Annotated in this window: 17 protein-coding genes and 1 pseudogene; 5 read left to right on the top strand and 13 right to left on the bottom strand. The window is 62.4% G+C overall.

The window, feature by feature from the left end:
• Positions 1–57: 57 nt before the first annotated feature.
• A pseudogene (locus ATN38_RS23735) lies at positions 58–1,618 on the bottom strand (acyl-CoA synthetase).
• 189 nt (positions 1,619–1,807) lie between these two features.
• On the opposite strand from ATN38_RS23735, the gene ATN38_RS23730 reads away from it, so the two are divergent.
• Positions 1,808–2,839 (top strand): ABC transporter substrate-binding protein, encoded by a 1,032-nt coding sequence (locus tag ATN38_RS23730; protein ID WP_003943522.1) that lies wholly within the window; start codon positions 1,808–1,810, stop codon positions 2,837–2,839.
• A gap of 57 nt (positions 2,840–2,896) precedes the next feature.
• Here ATN38_RS23730 and ATN38_RS23725 read toward each other — a convergent pair whose 3' ends face one another.
• Positions 2,897–3,373, bottom strand: a complete 477-nt coding sequence (locus ATN38_RS23725) for a MarR family winged helix-turn-helix transcriptional regulator (protein ID WP_003943458.1) — start codon at positions 3,371–3,373, stop codon at positions 2,897–2,899.
• A gap of 120 nt (positions 3,374–3,493) precedes the next feature.
• Between ATN38_RS23725 and ATN38_RS23720 the strand changes: the two genes are divergently transcribed.
• Both ATN38_RS23720 and ATN38_RS23715 read left to right on the top strand, forming a co-directional pair.
• On the top strand, positions 3,494–5,110 hold the full coding sequence (locus ATN38_RS23720) for a DHA2 family efflux MFS transporter permease subunit (RefSeq protein WP_042446649.1): 1,617 nt from the start codon (positions 3,494–3,496) through the stop codon (positions 5,108–5,110).
• A gap of 89 nt (positions 5,111–5,199) precedes the next feature.
• Entirely contained in the window at positions 5,200–5,868 is a 669-nt protein-coding gene (locus ATN38_RS23715) for a hypothetical protein (RefSeq protein WP_218748772.1), read from the top strand.
• A gap of 5 nt (positions 5,869–5,873) precedes the next feature.
• On the opposite strand, the gene ATN38_RS23710 is transcribed toward ATN38_RS23715, so the two are convergent.
• The 3 genes from ATN38_RS23710 to ATN38_RS23700 all read right to left on the bottom strand — a co-directional run bounded on the left by ATN38_RS23710 (position 5,874) and on the right by ATN38_RS23700 (position 9,226).
• Entirely contained in the window at positions 5,874–7,619 is a 1,746-nt protein-coding gene (locus tag ATN38_RS23710) for a cholesterol oxidase substrate-binding domain-containing protein (protein ID WP_256932086.1), read from the bottom strand.
• A gap of 118 nt (positions 7,620–7,737) precedes the next feature.
• A complete protein-coding gene (locus ATN38_RS23705; protein ID WP_007732353.1) occupies positions 7,738–8,541 on the bottom strand; it encodes a metal-dependent hydrolase in 804 nt (267 codons plus the stop codon).
• 220 nt (positions 8,542–8,761) lie between these two features.
• On the bottom strand, positions 8,762–9,226 hold the full coding sequence (locus ATN38_RS23700) for a light harvesting protein subunit alpha (protein ID WP_218679764.1): 465 nt from the start codon (positions 9,224–9,226) through the stop codon (positions 8,762–8,764).
• 167 nt (positions 9,227–9,393) lie between these two features.
• On the opposite strand from ATN38_RS23700, the gene ATN38_RS23695 reads away from it, so the two are divergent.
• A complete protein-coding gene (locus tag ATN38_RS23695; RefSeq protein WP_218748770.1) occupies positions 9,394–10,098 on the top strand; it encodes a response regulator transcription factor in 705 nt (234 codons plus the stop codon).
• Positions 10,095–11,474 carry a sensor histidine kinase KdpD gene (locus tag ATN38_RS23690; RefSeq protein ID WP_136471619.1) on the top strand — a complete coding sequence of 460 codons (1,380 nt, stop codon included), beginning with the start codon at positions 10,095–10,097 and terminating at the stop codon, positions 11,472–11,474. The genes ATN38_RS23695 and ATN38_RS23690 overlap by 4 nt, the downstream gene beginning before the upstream one ends.
• On the opposite strand, the gene ATN38_RS23685 is transcribed toward ATN38_RS23690, so the two are convergent.
• From ATN38_RS23685 to ATN38_RS23650, 8 genes are all read right to left on the bottom strand, one after another.
• Positions 11,371–12,360 carry an LLM class F420-dependent oxidoreductase gene (locus ATN38_RS23685; RefSeq protein ID WP_065455117.1) on the bottom strand — a complete coding sequence of 330 codons (990 nt, stop codon included), beginning with the start codon at positions 12,358–12,360 and terminating at the stop codon, positions 11,371–11,373. The genes ATN38_RS23690 and ATN38_RS23685 overlap by 104 nt on opposite strands.
• Before the next feature lie 6 nt (positions 12,361–12,366).
• Positions 12,367–13,053 carry an HAD family hydrolase gene (locus ATN38_RS23680; RefSeq protein WP_065455116.1) on the bottom strand — a complete coding sequence of 229 codons (687 nt, stop codon included), beginning with the start codon at positions 13,051–13,053 and terminating at the stop codon, positions 12,367–12,369.
• A gap of 269 nt (positions 13,054–13,322) precedes the next feature.
• Positions 13,323–14,774: a catalase gene (locus ATN38_RS23675; RefSeq protein ID WP_003943483.1), complete on the bottom strand. Its 1,452-nt coding sequence runs from the start codon at positions 14,772–14,774 to the stop codon at positions 13,323–13,325.
• A 31-nt stretch (positions 14,775–14,805) separates the two neighbouring features.
• Positions 14,806–15,360 carry a Fur family transcriptional regulator gene (locus ATN38_RS23670; protein WP_218748768.1) on the bottom strand — a complete coding sequence of 185 codons (555 nt, stop codon included), beginning with the start codon at positions 15,358–15,360 and terminating at the stop codon, positions 14,806–14,808.
• A 291-nt stretch (positions 15,361–15,651) separates the two neighbouring features.
• Positions 15,652–16,299 (bottom strand): hypothetical protein, encoded by a 648-nt coding sequence (locus tag ATN38_RS23665; protein ID WP_042446642.1) that lies wholly within the window; start codon positions 16,297–16,299, stop codon positions 15,652–15,654.
• Positions 16,283–17,998, bottom strand: a complete 1,716-nt coding sequence (locus tag ATN38_RS23660; protein WP_125050238.1) for a GMC oxidoreductase — start codon at positions 17,996–17,998, stop codon at positions 16,283–16,285. The genes ATN38_RS23665 and ATN38_RS23660 overlap by 17 nt, the downstream gene beginning before the upstream one ends.
• Positions 17,995–19,479 (bottom strand): NAD(P)/FAD-dependent oxidoreductase, encoded by a 1,485-nt coding sequence (locus tag ATN38_RS23655; RefSeq protein WP_007732326.1) that lies wholly within the window; start codon positions 19,477–19,479, stop codon positions 17,995–17,997. Before ATN38_RS23655 ends, ATN38_RS23660 begins: the two co-directional genes overlap by 4 nt.
• Positions 19,476–20,000 carry a TetR/AcrR family transcriptional regulator gene (locus tag ATN38_RS23650; protein WP_202427151.1) on the bottom strand — a complete coding sequence of 175 codons (525 nt, stop codon included), beginning with the start codon at positions 19,998–20,000 and terminating at the stop codon, positions 19,476–19,478. The genes ATN38_RS23655 and ATN38_RS23650 overlap by 4 nt, the downstream gene beginning before the upstream one ends.
• Between the last annotated feature and the right edge of the window lie 54 nt (positions 20,001–20,054).

Genomic DNA, 20,054 nt, shown 5'->3' with positions numbered 1-20,054 from the left:
AGCAGGGCGCGAATGGAAGCTGTCAGCGACCTACTTACTTCCGCAGGTGTTTCACGATTATGTACAACCAGCTACGGTTTCGCGAGCCCAACGGTAGTCGGCCTTACCGCTGGGCGAGCGGAGGATGGTTGGTACGAGCACGATCGAGCGGGGGATCTTGTACCCGGCGACGTGGGTGCGGCAATGCTCCGACAATGATTCCGTCGCAACATCTTCGAATCCCGGTCGAACCTGCACCACCGCGGCGACCTTCTCACCGAATCGAGTGTCGGGCGCACCCGCCACCAAAGCGTCGAAAACTGCCGGGTGAGTTTTGAGTGCCTGCTCCACTTTCTTCGGGGTAGACCTTCTCGCCGCCGGAGTTGATGCACATCGAACCGCGCCCGAGCAGCACGATGGTTCCGTCGGCTTCCATCGTGCCCATGTCCCCGAGCACCGCCAGACGAACCCCGTCGACGACGGGAAAAGTTGCAGCAGTCTTGGCCGGGTCGCCGAAGTAGGCAACGGGAACATGGCCGGCCCGGGCGATGAAACCGACTGTGTCCGAGCCTGGTTCGATGCGACGGAATTCGTCGTCGACAAGAATCATGTTGGGGTTGGATCGAATTCGCTTGGAACCGTCCTCACCGAATTCGACGACGCCGTCGTTGCCGGATTCCGAAGCACCGAATGCATCCTTGATCACCAACCCCGGTAGTCGGGTTGTCAGTTCTGCCTTCAGGTTCGGGGAGAACAACGCGCCACCAGACCCGATCAGTTGGAGAGTCGAAAGGTCGTAGCGCCCTTCGCTTGCGGTGATGGCGTCGGCGATCGGCCGAGCAATTGCGTCGCCGACGACGGTGATTCCGGTGATCTTCTCGGCCTCGACCAGTCGCAACACTTCCATCGGATCGAAGCTGCGGGTCAGCACTCGGGGCGCTCCCATGAGGAATGCCGTGAGCAGTGAATAGATTGCGGCTCCATGCATGAGCGGCGGGATGAGTAGCAGCACAGTTGGATTGGTGTTCGCTACAGCTGCATCCACAACCTCTTCGAGGCTACGACGCGGCGGCCCGCTGAGGTTCGCTCCGGACAGGGCGGCAAAGAAGAAGTCCTCGTGCCGCCACACCACACCCTTGGGCATTCCGGTTGTGCCGCCGGTGTAGATGATGAAATGGTCGTCGTTGCTGCGAGGGCCGAAGTCGCGGGTATCAGTCTGCGCGGCAAGGGCGTTCTCGTAGTCTTCGCCGACGATCAACACGTGGGTGATCTCCGGACACTGCGGAACCACGGCCAATGCCGTCGGCGCGAATTCCTCTTCGACCAGCAGTGCCACCATTTGAGAGTTGGTGTAGATGTACAGGAGTTCTGCATCGGTATAGCGGAAGTTGACGTTGATCGGTACCGCTCTGATCTTCAAGCAAGCCAGGAGCGCTTCGACGTACTCGACGCAGTTACGCATGTGAATACCGACGTGCTGCCCAGGCTCGACGCCCACCGACTGCAGATGATGAGCGAGTCGGTTCGATCGCAGTTCGAGTTCGGCGTAGCTCAATCGCACGTCTTCCAGAATCAAGGGAACTCGATCGGGGATCGCATCGGCAACGGCCTCGAACAGATCGGCAATGTTCAGGGTCATCGAAATCCTCACTACACGCGTCTTCGCTTACCAGTACAGGTCTTTCGCGAAGCTAACACGTTGGTCGCACCCTGTAGTCCGAATTGCGTAGCGGTCCCGCTGAGCGAGACCTGACGCGCCGCTCACCTGGCGTCAACGGTGCGGATACCTCCCTGACCAAGCCCGATAGCCGAAAGGTAGGGTAGCCTAATGCACTCACGCACCACTCTCCGGAGCCGCACGTCGGTCCGGGTCGCCATGGTTGCCTTGGCGACTGTTTTTGCCGCTACGGCCTGCGGCTCGTCCGACGCCGGCGGCAACGCGAACGGCAACACCGATGTCGCGACCGGCGGCAAGCTGTTCAGCACCGCCGACACGGAAACCGCGAAGCTCGGCAGCGATGCCGCGCCAGGCGAGTTCCCTCGCACCATCACCCATGCCCTGGGCGAGACCACCCTCGAGGCCAAGCCGACCCGCGTCGTCGTCCTCGACAGCGGTGAACTCGACGAGGTTCTCTCGCTCGGGATCACCCCGGTCGGCATCGCCAGCCCGGAAAGCGCCGCCGGTCAGCCGTCGTACCTGGCGGACAAGTTGGTCGGTGTCCCCGACGTCGGCACGACCAACAACCTCAACCTCGAGGCGATCACCGCACTGCAGCCCGATCTGATCCTCGGCAGCAAGCTGCGCCAGGACAAGCTTTACCCGCAACTCGCGGCAATCGCTCCGACGGTCTTCAGCATCCGCCCCGGCTTTCCGTGGAAGGAGAACTTCCTCCTTGCCGGTGACGCACTCGGCGAGGAGACCAAGGCTGAGCAGGTTCTCAACGACTACCAAGAGCACGCCGACAAGGTACGTGAGTCGATCGACGGCTCCCCGACCGTTTCACTGGTTCGTTTCATGTCCGGGAAGCTGCGCCTGTACGGCAATCTGTCGTTCATCGGCGTCATCTTGAAGGACGTCGGCCTGCCCCGCCCGGCGATCCAGGACATCGACGAACTGGCCGTCGAGGTCAGCCCCGAAACGATCACCGAGGCGGAGGGTGACCGAATCTTCTACTCCAGCTACGGAAATCCCGCCGACACGGGCCAGACCACGGTTGTTGCCGGACCGCTGTGGGCCAGCATGGACGCAGTCAAGGAAGGACGCGCCACCGAGGTGAGCGACGAGACCTGGTTCCTGGGCCTCGGCCCGACAGGTGCCGGCCTGGTTCTCGACGACCTGCAGGCCAAGCTCGGCAAGTAGCCGTCACCGGCACAAAGAACGCCGCCCGACTCTCCGGAGTCGAGCGGCGTTCTTTGTTCAGCGGTTGTCCTGCTCGAGGTGTTCGTTCATCGTCGAGTGAAGGTCGACGAGAAATTCCTCGAATCGACTGAGCAGTTCGGGCGGGTACTTCGCCATCATGGCGTCGAGTCGCACGGCAAGGGGCCCGAAGAACTCGTCCGCCAGGTCCTGCACATGCGCACTGCTGTGCAGCGTGACCACTCGCCGGTCGGCATTCTCTCGGGTCCGGACGATATGTCCCGCCTTCTCCAGGCGGTTGAGCAACGCGGTGGTTGCACCCGACGTCAGCGAGATCCGCTCTCCGAGGCGGGCGGGTGAGAGCGGCGTCCCCTTCTCCTCGGCAGCGGTGATTTCCATCAAGGCAGTCGCGTCGGTGGAATGCAGGCCGAGCCACGACGCGAATCGATGGCTGAATTCGGTGAACGTGCCACCGTACGCGCGGAATTCGTCCATCAGCCGCTCCCGCTCCACGGAGATGTCGCGCGGTGCCTCCACCTCGGTGATCCCACCTTTCCTGTGCCAGACGGCGGCCGGTCGAACCCAGCGCGCACGTTGACAACTTACCGCCTCAAATATACCTTCATAATAAAGTTACTTCACAATGGAGGTTTATTCGTGAACATCTCACCCACCACCCGCAAGTGGTTGGGCCTGATCGCCATTGCACTCGGCGTGGCACTGATCGTCGTCGACACCACGATCGTCAACGTCATAGTTCCCTCGATCATCGAAGATCTCGGGATCAATTCCGTTCAGGCTCAATGGATCCAAGAGTCCTACGCAATCGTGTTCGCGGCACTCCTGCTTCTGGTCGGCAGAGTTGCCGACCTGGTCGGCGCCCGTCGTATCTTCATCGCCGGTGTCGTCGTGTTCGGCGCAACGAGCCTGCTGGCCGGACTGGCGCCGAACGGCGGTCTGCTCATCCTGGCGCGCTTCCTGCAGGGCGCCGGCGCGGCCATGATCCTGCCCACGTCACTGTCGCTTCTGAACGCGATGTTCACCGGAAAGGCGCGCGGCCAGGCCTTCGCGGTCTGGGGCTCCACCATCGGCGCTGCATCCGCCCTCGGCCCATTGCTCGGCGGCTGGCTTGCCGAACATGCCTCATGGCGTTGGGCATTCGGGATCAACATTCCGCTTGCTGCGCTCATTCTGATCGGCGCAGTGCTGTTCATCGCGCCCTCACCCCGCACCGCTGGGCGCATCGACGCCACCGGAGCAGCACTGTCCATCGCCGGGCTCGGCCTGCTGGCCTTCGGCCTCGTCGAGGGACGAACGTACGGGTGGCTGACCACGAAGGAACCCTTCGATCTGTTCGGTCTTTCATGGTCCAGCGGACCGTCGCCGGTTCTGGTGGCGCTGGTTCTCGCCGTTCTGTCGCTCGGTGCGTTCGCCTACCGTCAAACCATGCTCACCCGCAGCGCCGATCCGTCGCGGGCACTGATGGACGTACGGTTGTTCTCCATCTCGTCGTTCCGCAACGGCAACATCGCGACGCTGATCATCGGACTCGGCGAGTTCGGAATCGTTGCGGTGCTTCCTCTCTGGCTCCAGTTCACGCTCGGATACAGCGCCCTCCAGGCAGGGCTCGCGCTGGTTCCCATTGCCATCGGCAGCTTTGTCGCCAGTGGTGCGAGCTTCGGGCTGGCATCGAAGGTCTCGCCGTTGGGCTTGGTCCGTATCGGCCTGGCTCTCGAAGCTCTCGGTCTCGCCGGCCTCGGATTCATCGCTGCGACAGACAGCCCCTGGTGGACTATCGCCGCAGTGCTGTTCTTCTACGGAATCGGCGTCGGTTTTGCGACTGCCCAGGTGACCAACGTCGTGCTCGAGGAGATTCCCGAGCAGAGCGCCGGTCAAGGCTCCGGCATTCAGAGCGCGTTCCGCCAACTCGGATCCGCACTGGGCATCGCTGTCCTCACCACGGTCTTCTTCAGCACTCTCAATTCGACGCTGAACAACGACCTCACCGGATCCGGTGTCGACCAAGCTCAGGCTGATCAGTTGACGCGGGCAGTCACCGACAGCGCAGGCGCCGCCATCGACTCGCTGGCCGGTTCACCGAACACTGCCTTCGTCGCCGACGCTGCCCAATCTGCGATGACTCACGGCATCACACTCGGCGGATACCTTGCGGCCGGATTTGTCGTGGTGGGCCTGATCGCCACGGCGCTCATCCCGAACAAGCCGGCCCCGTCAAACGAGGAGGAAACGAAAGCAGCAGCCGACGTCGCCTGACGGTCGGATCGGTGCAGTACGGTGCCGGTATGCGATTGCCCTGGTCACGGTCAGCACAGTCACGGTCTGCACAGTCACGGTCAGCACCGGTGCTCAGTGAGGCCGACATCGTCGCCGTACGTGAGCAAGCACGCGAACTGGTAGTCCCAGGTTTCGCTACGTTCGACGAAATCTGCGAAGCCGCCCGAGACTGTGTCGAGGGCGGCTTCGAGAACGACGAACTCGGCAGACAGATCGACGCAGTAGTGCGTGAGGTCTGGGACCACAGACTCGAGGAGCAGACCCAGTGGACGGCTCCCGGAGACTTCGAGCGCCTCTCCGCAGTCTTCGCCGAACTCGAACGCAACGGCATCGTGGCCCGGATGAACTTCACCTGCTGCATGCAGTGCGGCACTACCGAAATCGACGACGAACGCACGCCGTCCGAACCCGACGAGAACGGGTATCCCTTTGCTCAGTGGGCGTACACGTTCTTCCACATGCAAGATGCGGAGCGTCTCGGCGACGAGCCGTCCGATCTCTACTTGTCCTACAGTGCGTTTCGTCCGGCCCACGATCTCGATCCCGCGCTGGTCACCGCTGCCTTCGGCGGCGACGAAACCGCCAAGGCACACATGATCGCGCACACCGATCAGACCGTCGGGCGCCAGGTAGCCGACGCACTCCGAACTCAGGGACTGAGCGTCGATTGGAACGGTGACAACAATCAGTGTATCCGTGTCACCGACGTATGTTGGCGTAAACCGCTTCCGCAGTAGGAGATTCAGCTGGGTGGCAATACGCGGTCGAGGAACGTATTGCTGAATACGCGGTGCGGGTCGTGTTCGTCGAGAGTGGCGAGAGCGAAGTCCCAATTCCCGTCGCCACCGGCACGGAAGGTGGCAGGCACTGTGCTGGTGAGGAATTCGTCGTCCTGGTACGCCGCCTGATCGGTGAATGCCCACCCCTTGGACCACTCCGGACGGAAGGTCGCGTAATCGCCGGAGTAGTTCGCGACCATCCACAGTTCCATTTCGCGAAGGAACGCAGGCAATCCCGCGGTGCCGGGAATCGAGACCACGTTCATCCAGATCGCTGTGTCCCAGTCCTGACGATCCGCCCGCGGCCGCACCGCTGACAGGTCCGGCACTCCGGCGCTGTCGACCAACACCTCGCCGTCATCGTCGACACCGCAGAGACGCACTTCGAACGGCATGTTGACGGGATACTGCCCCAGCGACGCGTAGTGCGTCATTCGTTCGTTCAGCCAACTCGTCATCTCGTGGACGACTCGGCCGATGTTGGACCGCTTGGTGATCACGGCTCCGCCCCCGGCTACGACGCGCAAGGTCGTGTGCCGGAGGTAGAACAGAACGTCTTTCGACCAGCCCCAGAGATCGTCGGTGTCGGTCAGCACCAATCCTGCTGCTACAGCGCCGAACTGAGAGGCGCCGAACAGCGGTGTCGCACCTTGGAGACCCTGTGCCACCATCCCCAACGGGGTAGTGACCTCTTCGGGAATCGCGTCGGAGAAGAAGTAGTTGTACGGCCCGCTCACCTCTCGGGACTCCGGCGGTTTGACCGGGGTCGGTGTCCAGACCTTGAGCCACGGTGTTTGCGTGAACGGGAACCAGATTGCTTCCACCCGTCCGGATTTCTCGACGAAACTCTCGTAGGTACGCCCTGGCGAACCGGGAGCAGCAAAGAGTTCTTGCCACGGAATGTCGGTGAAACTCTGGCACCGCAGCCGATAATTCTCCCCGGCTTGCAGCGTCACGGAGGTGACGAAGGTTCGACCCAGATGGGCCAGGAAGGCGGTGCTCTCGACGTCCGATCGGTGAAATGTCTTCAGTGCGTACCGATTGATGCCTTCGTCCCACGCCACCACCGTGATCTCGGTGATCAGGTTGCTCAGCGAACCATACGATTGACCAGGGGTGATCGTCTCCCCCACAGCCGGATAGGTTGCCCCGTGAGCACCGATCGCCAGCGCGCCGGCGATGGACAGCTCACCGATCGCCGGAGAGTTGGCCCAGCCGAGCCCTTCTCGCTCGAGCGCTGTCAGAATCGCTTCGATACTGGCGCCGGCGCCCGCCGTGACCGTTGCGGGCGTGCCGTGCTGCACCACAACCGAATTCAGTTTGGCCATCGTATCGACCAGCAGAACTCGATCCGAAGGCGCGCCGGGCACCACCGTCAACGGACTCCACCCGTGCATCGTTCCCTTCGCACGCACTGTGTACCCGTTGTCGAACGCCCAGTTGGCGAGGGTGACGACGTCATCGCTGTGACGTGCCGTGGCCGTCCACACGCTGTCGAGCATGATTTCTCGCGACCAGTTCGCGTACGCCTGCTGTGACAACGGAATGTCCGACGGAAATCCGGGCGGTGGCGCGATGGTCGATGCCGAACCCCAGGGAACTGCTCCAGCCGGCGCCCAGGAAATGCCCGCGAGAGCAGCTGCGCCGGCACTCGCTGCGAGAAATCCGCGCCGGCTCACACCGTCTTCGCTCGAGCTGTGCTCTGCCATGCGCTCTGCTTGATGCACCACTGCTCACTCCGTCAGCCGACTCGGTTCATGTCAGGGACGAACGTAGAACAAATATGATTACGATGCCAGTGGTTCCGTAATAAAAGTTTTCCGAAGCTCACTGCACCATCGGAGCGAAGACCGCGTAGATCGCTTCCGGGGCACCGTCGAACGCACTGATGATCAACCAGGCAGTCAGAACCGTCAACGCCGGCCCGATCAGGATCTTCTCGAGGTTCCCACCTGCACGGATGGACAGGAATGACGGCAGCCGTTGTTCCCACCATCGTTTGCCGCCGAGCGGAATCAGGGGCGCGAGAAACGGCACCCCTTCCTTAGTGATCGCATCGCCGAGACAGTGCGTGGCGCAGCCCAAGGCCACCGCAACACCTAGCCCCGTGGATCCAGCCTCACTCGGATACCACTGCCAGGTGAGGGCAGAGAGCACCAACGCAACGGCGGAGACCGCGAGCCAACCCTTCTCCTTGGCCAATTCACCCGCCAATCCACGGATGGCCAACCCGAGGCAGAAGAACAGGGTGATGATGATGGCTGGCTTCCCGAACTGAACAACCAGCGCCGAGACCCCGGCACCCAACCCGGCGGCGAACAGCGCGGTGTGCGTGAGCGTCCGATGCCCACCACGACGCTTGCCGTCCTTCTTGCCTTTGGTGATGCGGTAGAAGGTCACCGAAATTGCGTCGATGCCTTTGGCCAGAGCCTTGCTGAGCGGACCGAATGATCGCGAAACCGTCGACTGACCGGTATCGAGGTCGGGAAGCAAGGCGGCTCCGGCACACACTCCGGCAAAGGTCAAAGTTTCCGCAGTGGATGTGGGCCCTCCCCAGTCGAGAGGCAACAACTCCGCAACCACCAACCCCACAGCAGCACCGGACATCGCGTGGGTGGGGCCCATGACCATGAAACACAACACCTTTCGAAACGCGCCCCGCATCAGGCCGTACCGCACCCTCTGCAAGACACCACACACATGACGCCGTCGGCGACGGCCCCGGCATGCTCGCCGAGACCGCCCCGAACGTAGCAAGTGCTACCGACAGGCTTGACCAACCTCCAGACCCAGTTGAGTACGGCCGTACCGTTCCAGGTCAAAGCGGTTCATGCGGAGCTTTTTTCGCTCGTCAGCCCGCGGCAACCGTGCATGACAGGGCAACGCCCTCCTCCAGCGGAGCGACGCCTGCCATGTCGAGCACCTCTGCCGGAACACCTTCGGTCGTCGGAGCCCACTCGACGGTCGGCAACGCCGGCACCCCTTCATGCGCAACGAATGTCGGAGCTTCGCTCGGCACTTCGATAGTGACTGCGGCCGTACCGGCCTCCTCCGCGCGCACGACCTTCCCCTCGTCGATGAGCTTCTGCAGCTCCTCGTCGGAAATCGGCGCCGCGACACCACACGCTACTTCGGGAGCCACACCCAACTCGGACGGAGCGGTCGCGATCGACCGCACCGCCACCGGTGACCCGTCGGAAATCGGATTGGAAGCCCAGGCGATTCCCGGCGCCACTGCCATACCGAGGACCGCCACGGACGCCACCACCACACCGGTCCGGCGGGCCCGCTTGCCGTTCACTTTCAATCGCGTCATCGTAGTTCTCCTTGATCGAACGTTCTCGAGTTCTCGGCGCGGTCGCATCCGAGAAACCCGAGGTTATGAAGCCAACACTGCAGATCTGTTGTCGGTTTCTTAGGAGTTGATGAGAATGCGACGGCCCTCGCTCCGAGCGAGGCCCCAGGCTTTGATCCGATGGCACCATGGCTGGGGTGAGTACACGCGAGCGCATCCTGATCGTTGACGACGACGCGAAGGTTCTGAATTCGCTCGAACGTGGACTCCGATTGTCGGGCTTCGACACGGCAACTGCCGTCGACGGACGATCGGCCTTGTCATCGGTGAACAAGCAATGCCCGGCCGCGCTCGTTCTCGACGTCAACATGCCCGGTCTCGACGGCGTCGGGGTGGTGACCGCCCTGCGCGCGATCGGCAACGAGGTTCCGATCTGCGTGCTCAGCGCCCGAAGTTCCGTGGGTGATCGCATCGCGGGGCTGGAGGCGGGCGCCGACGACTACCTCACCAAGCCCTTCGAGTTGGCCGAGCTCGCCGCCAGACTCCGCGCATTACTTCGACGCACGACGCGAGCCACCCCGTCGGTCGACCATCCGATCACGGTGGGACCGCTGACGGTCGATCTCCGTGGCCATCGAGCGCACATCGACGGTAGACGAATCGAACTCACCAAAAGAGAATTCGACCTGTTGTCGGTACTCGCCGAGCACACCGGTGTCGTACTCAGTCGCGCACAACTCCTGCGACTCGTCTGGGGTTACGACTTCGCCGCCGACACCAATGTCGTCGACGTCTTTGTCACCTACCTACGCAAGAAACTCGAAGTCGACGGAGCGCCCCGCGTGATCCACACAGTGCGTGGGGTGGGCTTCGTCCTGAGGGCCGAACGATGAAGCGGCCGCTGTCACTTCAGACTCGCGTAGCCATCGCCTCGGGCCTGGCCGCCGGAATCGTGATTGCCGCGATCGGAATTGCGTTCGCGGTCTTTCTGCGTGTCAACGGATCCGAACAACTCGAACGCACTCTCGATTCCGTCACCCTGGGCGTCGCGGCGAGTGCGCCGAGCCCGCTATTCATCGAGACACCAACTGCAACAACAGAACCATCCGTGGTCAGCCCCGGATTCAAAGCCGCGACCGTCAGCGCCTTGGCTACCACCGATGTTCGCAGTCGTGATGTTCTGGTGCCCGGCGACAGCGGCGCCGCACTGGCCGTCAGCATCCCCGAAGACCCACTGACCCAGGCAATCCGTGAGCAGCAGTTCCAAGTGGCCGCTGCAGCAGTGGTCGCCATCCTTGCCGCGGCCGGGCTCGGTTGGTTCCTCACCGGCCGAGCCGTCCGGCCACTACAGCAATTGACCGAGACCACCAGTTCGATCGGCAACAACCTCGACGTCGACGGACTCTCGCGCCGGGCACCGTCGGTACGTGGAACGCGAGAAGCCGAAGAACTGTCGGAGGCAATCCAGAGCATGCTCAGTCGCATCGAAAGCGATCGAAGCCGCACCGAGGAGGCGTTGGAGTCGGCACGCGATTTCGCTCGCGTCTCCGCCCACGAACTGCGCACACCTCTCACGTCGATGCGTACCGATCTCGAAGTTCTCGCAACACTCGATCTCACGGAAAGCCAACGGCGCGAACTGTCCGGCGAATTGTTGGAAGCGCAGCGCCAGATCGAGCGCACCCTGACCGACCTCGAGACTCTAGCCCTGGGTGACGTGGCCGATCCCGAGGATTGTGCCGACGTCGATCTCGTCGAGGTTGCCGATCGCGCCGTCGCTGACGCCGGCCGTCTGCACCCGCAGGTCGACGTTCGTTTGAAAGCACCGGAAGAACTTTCGGTTCAGGCCTTTCCCGCGGGTATCCGTCTGGTGCTGACCAACGCCGTCACCAATTCCGTTCGGCACGGCAATGCCGACGAAGTCGAGATCACCGTCCGATCAGGGGCTGCGACGGGTTCGGCGACGGTTTTCGTCGACGACAACGGCACCGTGATCGCGCCTTCGGAACGCGAAGCGATGTTCGAGAGATTCGTTCGTGGTACCGGTGCGGGTGACGCCGGAAGCGGTTTGGGACTGGCCCTCGTCGCGCAGCAGGCGAGGCTGCACGGCGGTAGCGCGCGACTCGACAAGAGCCCACTCGGCGGAACTCGATTGATCTTCTCGATCAACCCAATTCGACGTGCAGAGCCTCGAGCAGCGGCTTGGCCGCCTCGTCGAAGAATCGGTCTTGGGTATCTCCACCGATCTGTACCAGTGCCACATCGGTGAATCCGGCGTCGGTGTATGCCTTGACCGCTTCGACGATCACATCGAGATCGGGACCACACGGAATGCTTTCAGCTACATCCTCTTTGCGCACGAACTGAGTCGCACCCGAGAAGCTCGCCGGCGTCGGCAGTTCGGAGTTCACGGACCACCCTCCGCCGAACCACCGGAACTGCTGATGAGCTCGTGCAATTGCCGTGTCGCGATCAGGGTCCCACGAGATCGGAATCTGACCGATGGTCCTGCCTGCGGGAGCCAATCCGTATGCTCGGCCGTGCACGTGCTTCCACAAGTGCACTAGCTCCGCATCCGGTTGCACGGCAATCAGATCGTCGGCCATCGGACCGAAACGCTCGACGGACTTGTCTCCGGACATGGCCAGCGCCAGCGGAACCGGGTTCTCGGGGAGATCCCAGATCCTGGCGGACTGGACGTCGAAGTACTCCCCCTTCCAGCTCACCAGATCTCCGGCGAGCAGTGCGCGAATGATGCTCACCGCCTCCTGCAGCATGTCCTGGCGGGTGTCGATGGACGGCCAACCCTCGCCGACCACATGCTCGTTCAGGCTCTCGCCACTTCCCAATCCCAGGGTGAAGCGTCCGTCCGCGAGGATCTGGATCGTCGCAGCTTTCTGAGCGACGACGGCGGGGTGGTACCTCACGGTCGGACAAGTCACGTACGTCATCAAACCGACTCGCTCGGTGGCGTGGGCGACTGCCCCCAGCACCGACCAGGCGTAGGGTGCATGCCCCTGCTCGGTCAGCCACGGCGAGTAGTGATCACTCATCACTTCGAAGTCGAAGCCGACTTCTTCGGCCCGAACTGCATGGCGAACCAGTTCTTTCGGACCTGCCTGCTCCGTCATCAAGGTGTAGCCGAATCGTGCCATCACTGATCAACTCCCGGTATCTAGGCCTGAAACGAGTTCGGAAATCACACTGCCGTCGAGGTGGTCGAGGAGGTCGCGGGCGTCGTCGTACACGGCAGTCGCACCCGCACCTTCGAGTTCGTCGGTCGACATGCCACCACTGCGCACTCCCACAGCCACAACGCCCGCCCATGTCGCCGCCTTCATGTCCCAGACGGCATCCCCGACCATGACCGCATTGCCCGCGTCGACACCTGCCTTCGCGAGCGCGACCTCGATCAGGTCCGGATCAGGTTTGGCCTCGTCGACGGATTCCGAAGAGGTGGCGGCGTAGATCATTTCGTCGATGTCGAGCGTCCGGCGTAGCAACTTCAGTTCGTCGTCCGGCGCCGAGGTAGCGAGCACCACATGCAGTCCGAGCGAGTGAACTCGGCGGATCAACTCGCGCGCTCCCGGCAGTACTCGGAGACGGTCGGCCGACTGCCGGTAGTACGTGGTGTGAAGTTCTTTGGCTCGCGGTCCGCACCCGTCGATGTCTTCGCCGAGCAAGGACTCCAGTAGTTGGTCTCCGTCCATGCCGATGCTGCGGTGTACCCGCCACGCGTCGACCGGGCGACCTACCTCGAAGAAAGCTCGCGACCACGCTTCTACGTGCAGATAGTTGGAATCGACGAGCGTTCCGTCGATGTCGAAGAGAACCGCACCTATTGCCATGGGAATTGACTGCCCAACACCTCGGTTCGCGAAACTTGTGCCCCGAGCATTCTCAGCTCGAGAAGCGGATCATGGAGAGTGCGAACAGCAGAAGTGCACGTCGAACAGGGGTGTCGTCATGGAGTCAGTCGTTGTATTCCTTCTCGCATGCTTCGTCTATTGGTTTGCGCTTCTGTAGTTGGGTAGACGGAAACGGACCGCTGCCGGGAAGTGATTTCCCTTGCAGCGGTCCGCATTCGGTAGACCTAGGCGATTCTCATGTCAGCGGGTCACTGACCTGCGCGTACACCTTCTTCGACGCGCTTGCCCAAATCTGCGTCGACGTTCTTCCAGTACTCGAAGACACGCAACAGAACTTCCTCACTGACGCCGGCAAGGGCGTGGCCGACGATGTTGCTCACCAGGCGCTCACGAGCTGCGTCGTCGAGAACTTCACGGACCAGCGTTCCGGCCTGCGTGAAGTCGCCGTCCTCGGCGTGCTCGATGTATCCGGCGCGCACTGCCTTGCCGTCGAACGCCCACAGTCCTTCGTCACCGGCAACCGACGGATCGGCATGCGGTCCGCCGTACGAGTTCGGTGCGTACACCGGCGTCGACGGGGAATTGAAGCTGTAACGCATGGCGCCCTCCTTGGAGTAGGAGTTCACCTCGTTCTTCGGGGCATTGACCGGCAGGTCGGCGTAGTTGGTGCCGATGCGGTAACGATGTGCGTCGGCGTAGGAGAAGACGCGGCCGAGAAGCATCTTGTCCGGGCTGAATCCGATGCCGGGCACCACGTTCGACGGCTCGAACGAAGCCTGCTCGATCTGCGCGAAGAAGTTCTCCGGATTGCGGTTCAGCGTCCACTTGCCGACCTCGATCAGTGGGTAGTCCTTCTGGGACCAGACCTTGGTGAGGTCGAACGGGTTGAAGCGGTAGCCTTCGGCCTCGTCGACCGGCATGATCTGAACCTTGAGTGTCCAGCTCGGGAAATTACCGGCCTCGATGGCGTTGTACAGATCCGCGCGGTGGTAGTCGGGATCGCTACCGGCGAGGCTGTCTGCTTCGGCCTGCGTCAGGAACTCGATGCCCTGATCGGTCTTGAAGTGGTACTTCACCCAGAAGCGTTCACCCGCAGCGTTGACCCACTGGTAGGTGTGCGATCCGAAGCCGTCCATGTTGCGCCAGGTCTTCGGGATACCGCGGTCACCCATCAGCCAGGTCACCTGGTGAGCGGTCTCGGGACGCAGAGTCCAGAAGTCCCACTGCATGTCGTGGTCACGAAGACCGGAGCCGGGCAGTCGCTTCTGCGAACGAATGAAGTCGGGGAACTTGATGGCGTCCTTGATGAAGAACACCGGGGTGTTGTTGCCGACGAGGTCGTAGTTTCCCTCTTCGGTGTAGAACTTCATCGCGAAACCGCGCGGATCGCGCCAGGTGTCCGGGCTGCCCTGCTCACCGGCGACGGTGGAGAAGCGGACGAGTGACTCGGTCTTCTTACCCGGCTGCAGGAACGCGGCCTTGGTGTACTTGCTGACGTCGTGTGTGATGACGAGTTCACCGAAAGCGCCGCCGCCCTTGGCGTGGACGATGCGCTCCGGGACACGCTCGCGGTTGAACTGCGCGAGCTTCTCGATCAGGTAGTGGTCGTGAAGGAGCACCGGCCCCTGAATACCCGCGGTCAGCGATTCGTCATCACTTGCGACCGCGATACCGAAATTGTTGGTGGTGGGCTTGGTCATGGCGAAGCCTCCTAGCGTTGTGGGCTGGGCGTCAGAGGAGCGGGGCTGCATCCGAGTCGAACGCATGGGCTGCATGCGAGGTGGCTGACTCGGAGGTTCTGGACGCATCAATTCGATTCTGCGAGACCGCGTCCGACTCGGTGTCGGATTCGGCAGAATTCTTCAGGCAATCTTCGCAACGGCCCCAGAACACGACCTCGGCTTCGTCGATTTCGAAGCCGTGATTATCGGAAGGTTCGAGGCAGGGAGCTTGGCCGACAACACAATCGACGTCGACGACCTTGCCGCAGCCGCGACAGACGAAGTGATGGTGGTTGTCACCAGTCCTCGTCTCGAACCGTGCGGGCGAACCCGCCGGCTCGATGCGTCGCAGCAATCCTGCGTTCACGCATGCCTTCAGCACGTCGTAAACGGCCTGTGTGGATACCGATCCGAGCTGCTGCCGCACGAGTGCTGCAACAGAATCGGCGTCTGAATGCGGTTGGGCTGTAACCGCATCCAGCACGGCGAGGCGCGGAGCAGTGACCCTCAACCCGACGGCGCGCAATTGCGCTCGGGGGTCGAAGTCATGCTCTCCGTCTCGCATGTTTCCCAGTATGCCGCTTTTCTGGAATTAGTCAAGAAAAGGATTGCCTAAGTTGAATCGAGACCGGTGTCACATATCAAGGACGGGAACAAATCCGGGGAGACCGCCGTTGAACACCCTGTCGGCGTCCGAACAAGCCCCGGGCCCCACCCCTTTTGTCGCTGCGAGCGACCACCCGCCGAGAGGCGCCTGTGGGACGTCGACACCTGACTTTCACCCCACACCACACGACCAAGGCCGCCCGGTCACTGACGGGCGGCCTTGGTCGCTTTCTCTCAGGTCAAACCCCCGCTACCGATGCTTGGCCGCTCCCGTAGTCATTTTTCCGCCCAGAATCACGACGCCGTGATGGGTGCCCGCAGCAAGCCAGTCCGGCAGGGTCTGCCCCTCTGCCTCGACGCTCACGCGCGCGTATCGGAACGATCCCGTCAGCCTTGCCGACGCGATCGCCAGACCTCCACCGGACTCGGGCTGCGCAAATCCCAACGCCCCGGCAATCGGCAGACGCGGCCCGAGCATCCGCGTATCCGAACGCACCCGCCATCCGTCGCCGGTTGCAGTGAATTTCTGCTGCACGTCTCCGTCGAACTCGGCCAGAACCTTGGGTAGTTGCCAGTGGACTCGCCCACCGTGCACCGACGGTTCCGAATCCACCGCGATGAAAGGGACCGCCATCCGCGGCATAGGCCCGATCCGTTTCCCTGGCGCATGCAAGACCGGACTGGCGAGGATCTCGCGATACGGGCCGACCGGCGAATCGAGGTAGTCCACCATCATGGCCACCGTCATCGGAATCGTTCGACCATCCGGGCCGAGCTCCCGCGCCGCCGACGTACTGCGGTGCCACCACAGTGTCGCGCGAACGCGAGCCGGCCACGGCGGCGGATCACTCACCGGCCAGTCGACGCGGTCACTTGTCGATTCAGGCACGCTCCACATCGGACACCTTCTCAGCTCGAATGGTCAGGGGAAGCCGCAAAGCGCCTGGTGCATGCGTCGGCACCACCGGATCGGACGGCAAAGTCGGATCGATACGTACGTATGGCTCGCCGGTCTTCGGCCGGGCGTCCGCGCCACCCTTGTTCGGCCACATCGCGCACGCTCGTTCCGCCTGCGCAGTGATGGTCAGGGAAGGATTCACTCCGAGATTTGCGCTCACCACCGAACCGTCCATGACGTGCAGTCCCTCATGACCGTATGCACGCAGATACGGATCGACGACGCCACTCGACGCGCTGTCACCGATCGCGCAGCCACCCAGAAAGTGTGCCGTCATCGGGATGTTCACGATCTCGGCGATGGAACCACCCGGGTCGCCGTCGATCTTCTCGGCGACCTTGCGAATGGCTGTATGACCCTGCGGAATCCACTGAGGAGGTGGATCGCCCGGTCCCGGTCTACTGGTGAGGGAGCGCCCGAATCGTTTGGTGTTCTTGGAAAGTTCGAGGGAGTTGTCGTCGGTCTGCATCACCAGCGCGATGACGGTTCGCTCGGACCAGTTCCGTACCGACAACGACCGCAAGAACGCTCCTGGGTGTCGGGCCGCGACCGCCAGAGTCTTCAGCACCCGGGGAGTTCGCCCACCGCCGTCACTCAGGACGGTCTGCAGAAGTCCTATTGCATTGCTGCCCTTGCCGTATCGCACCGGCTCGATGTGCGTGTGATCATCCGGGTGAAAGGACGACGTGATGGCTACGCCCTGCGTGAAGTTCCGTCGACGCGACTTCGACGTTGCGGCCAGTACGGCTTCGGAATTGGTACGTACGACGGTGCCGAGAGTATCCGACAGGCCCGGCAGGGCACCGGATTCCTTCATACCGAGCAGCAGCCTCGCCGTTCCGTACGTTCCGGCGGCAACCACCACCTGATCGGCGGTGAACCGAACTTCTCGCCGGCGGACGCCGTCCGTTCGCCTCGCGAGCAGGCTGTAACCACCGCTTGCCGCCGGCCGAAGGTCGGTGACGGTCGTGAGCGGATGAACCCTGGCGCCCGCTTGCTCGGCGAGATGGAGGTAGTTCTTGACCAGCGTGTTCTTCGCACCGACTCGGCAACCGGTCATACATCCCCCGCATTCCGTGCAACCTGTGCGTTCGGGTCCTTTTCCGCCGAAGAACGGGTCCGGCACGGAAACTCCTGCCTCCCCGAAGAAAACCCCGACGGGGGTGGACGTGAAGGTCTCCCCCACGCCCATCTCTTCGGCTACGTCCTTCATCACCGCATCGGCAGGAGTGAAGGACGGATTGGTGCGAACACCCAACATCCGTTTGGCCTGGTCGTAGTACGGCGCCAGTTCGTCGTGCCAGTCAGTGATGTGCGCCCACTGACGGTCTTCGAAGAACCGATTGGGTGGCTGATACAACGTGTTGGCGTAGTTCAACGACCCACCTCCGACGCCGGCCCCCGCCATCACGAGCACATCCGGAAGAAGATGGATGCGCTGAACCCCATAACATCCGATCCACGGCGCCCACAGGTACTTTCGAAGTCTCCAACTGGTTTCAGGCAACTCGTCGTCGGCAAACCGTCGACCGGCTTCGAGCACCCCGACGCGGTAGCCCTTCTCCGTCAGGCGAAGAGCGGCGACACTGCCACCGAATCCCGAACCGATAACCACCACGTCGTAGTGCGTCGCGGTCATGCCTCGACGCTTTCGATCTTGCGAGCGGAGTAGTTCTCCCGATCGAAATGCTCCAGCAGCGAACGGAATTTGAAAGTGAACGTCGGCCACTGCACCGAGTTGCGCCCCTCCGGATCGATGTACCAACTCGAGCATCCGCCCTTGTTCCACACCGTGTGCTGCAACTCGTGCTGAATTCCCTTGTTGTAGTGCACCTGCACCGTCTCGTTCACGTCGAGGGCATCGATCCGCTCTCGCTTCATGGTGTTCAAGGCGTCGTTGACGTACTCGGCCTGGGACTCGAGCATGTACACGATCGAACTGTGTCCGAGGTTGGTGTTCGGACCGTACATGAGGAACAGATTCGGGAACCCGCTGACCGCAGTACCCTTGTACGCGTTGGGACTACCGTTCCAATGTGCGGCCAGCGTCTCGCCACGTTTTCCGGTGATCAGATGCGCAACAGGCGGTTCCGTCGGCGTGAACCCCGTGGCGAAGATGATGGTGTCGACCTTGTGCTCGACTCCGCGTCCGTCGACCACTCCGTTTTCGGTGACCGAGACGAGCCCACTGTCGACCAGACTCACGTCCGCGCGGTCAAGGGTGCGCAACCAGTCGTTGGACAGAAGCATGCGCTTGCAACCGATCGTGAAATCGGGAGTCAGTTTCCGGCGCAACTCCGGATCTTTCACCTGTCTGCGCAGATGAAGGCGCGCGGCCGCCTCGAAGGCAGGCAGCACCCACGTCGCGTGCGACATCGCGGCACCGAGTAGCTCGCGGAAGCCGTAAACCCACCCGCGAATCACCTTCTGTGTAACGGGAATCCGCGAGTACACGGCCTTCTGTGCGGCAGGCAGGGTGCGATCCATCCGCGGAATCACCCAGGCCGGAGTTCGCTGGAACACGGTGACATGGGCAGCAGGGTCGGCAATTTCGGGAACGAACTGAACCGCCGACGCTCCCGTTCCGATCACGGCTACGCGCTCACCGCGCAGTTCGTGTTCGTGGTTCCACGTCGCCGAATGGAAAGTGGTCCCGGAGAATTGGTCGAGACCGGGAAAATCCGGGATCTTGGGCGTCGACAACGCTCCGGTCGCGGCGACCAGAGCTTTGGCCGTCAACGACCCTCGAGATGTCCGAATACGCCACAGCGCCGCATCCTCGTCCCACACAGCAGCTTCGAGTTCGCAGTTCAGGACTACGCGTTCCACGATGCCGGTGTCTGCGGCCACCTTCTTCAGATAGTTGTAGATCTCGGGTTGACGAGCAAAGGTATGACTCCAATCGGCGCTCGGTGCAAAAGAATACGAGTACAACGCCGTCGGCACGTCACAGGCACAGCCTGGATAGGTGTTGTCGCGCCAAGTGCCGCCGATGTCAGCTCCACGCTCGATCAACACGACGTCTGCAGCGCGATTGTCGCGAAGCATTCTGGCGGCCAAGCCCATACCGGCAAATCCGGCACCGACGATCAGCGTTTCGACATGTTCGGGAAGCTTCACTTCTTCTCCACTCGGGATTGCCAGGCCGGCAACAGTCGCGCTCTGAGCGCGTCGTCGGCTTCGGATGTACGAAACAGGGCTGAGACGGCAAGCCCACGAACGAGTTCGATGGTGAGTTCGACCGACTCGGAGTCGAACCGATCACCGAACAACTCGGCGCTGCCGAACTCGAGCGCCTCACTCACCTTGCGTTCGAGGGGCACCGTCGCCGCATGCAGAACGGGATCGGTCCGCGCCGCGACCCACAATTCGAGGGCGGCATAGAACAGCGGCCCGGAGAACGCGTCCGACAGGACCTCGAGGCCTCGACCACGATCCACTTCAGCGGTGAGGATTTCTTCCAGCCGCTTGTCGACCAGATACTCGACGGCCGCGACGACCAGCGATTCCTTGGTCGGAAAATGATGCAGTTGCGTACCCCGCGAGACGCCTGCGCGGCGGGCGATCTCTTGCGTGCTGGTCCGTGCGTAGCCCAGCTCGACCAACGATTCGACGGCGGCGTCGAGGAGGCGCCCACGCATCGCCGCTGTGCGTTCGGCCTGGGTACGGCTTACTTTCGCATCGGAAGTGGTCTC

Origin of the sequence: Rhodococcus sp. FH8, from assembly GCF_019266085.1 — a bacterium.
In the GTDB taxonomy this organism is placed as follows: Bacteria; Actinomycetota; Actinomycetes; order Mycobacteriales; family Mycobacteriaceae; genus Rhodococcus_F; species Rhodococcus_F qingshengii.
The sequence above is the reverse complement of the archived record's forward strand: the minus strand, read 5'-3'. Positions and strand labels throughout refer to the sequence as shown.

What these genes read in the sequence shown, in the direction of transcription:
- ATN38_RS23730 (WP_003943522.1), top strand. Translation starts at nt 1,808, where the DNA reads ATGCACTCACGCACCACTCTCCGGAGCCGCACGTCGGTCCGGGTCGCC.
- ATN38_RS23710 (WP_256932086.1), bottom strand. Translation starts at nt 7,619, where the DNA reads ATGGCAGAGCACAGCTCGAGCGAAGACGGTGTGAGCCGGCGCGGATTT.
- ATN38_RS23705 (WP_007732353.1), bottom strand. Translation starts at nt 8,541, where the DNA reads ATGGTCATGGGCCCCACCCACGCGATGTCCGGTGCTGCTGTGGGGTTG.
- ATN38_RS23700 (WP_218679764.1), bottom strand. Translation starts at nt 9,226, where the DNA reads ATGACGCGATTGAAAGTGAACGGCAAGCGGGCCCGCCGGACCGGTGTG.
- ATN38_RS23695 (WP_218748770.1), top strand. Translation starts at nt 9,394, where the DNA reads ATGGCTGGGGTGAGTACACGCGAGCGCATCCTGATCGTTGACGACGAC.
- ATN38_RS23690 (WP_136471619.1), top strand. Translation starts at nt 10,095, where the DNA reads ATGAAGCGGCCGCTGTCACTTCAGACTCGCGTAGCCATCGCCTCGGGC.
- ATN38_RS23685 (WP_065455117.1), bottom strand. Translation starts at nt 12,360, where the DNA reads ATGGCACGATTCGGCTACACCTTGATGACGGAGCAGGCAGGTCCGAAA.
- ATN38_RS23680 (WP_065455116.1), bottom strand. Translation starts at nt 13,053, where the DNA reads ATGGCAATAGGTGCGGTTCTCTTCGACATCGACGGAACGCTCGTCGAT.
- ATN38_RS23675 (WP_003943483.1), bottom strand. Translation starts at nt 14,774, where the DNA reads ATGACCAAGCCCACCACCAACAATTTCGGTATCGCGGTCGCAAGTGAT.
- ATN38_RS23670 (WP_218748768.1), bottom strand. Translation starts at nt 15,360, where the DNA reads ATGCGAGACGGAGAGCATGACTTCGACCCCCGAGCGCAATTGCGCGCC.
- ATN38_RS23665 (WP_042446642.1), bottom strand. Translation starts at nt 16,299, where the DNA reads ATGTGGAGCGTGCCTGAATCGACAAGTGACCGCGTCGACTGGCCGGTG.
- ATN38_RS23660 (WP_125050238.1), bottom strand. Translation starts at nt 17,998, where the DNA reads ATGACCGCGACGCACTACGACGTGGTGGTTATCGGTTCGGGATTCGGT.
- ATN38_RS23650 (WP_202427151.1), bottom strand. Translation starts at nt 20,000, where the DNA reads ATGCGTGGGCGCCTCCTCGACGCCGCCGTCGAATCGTTGGTCGAGCTG.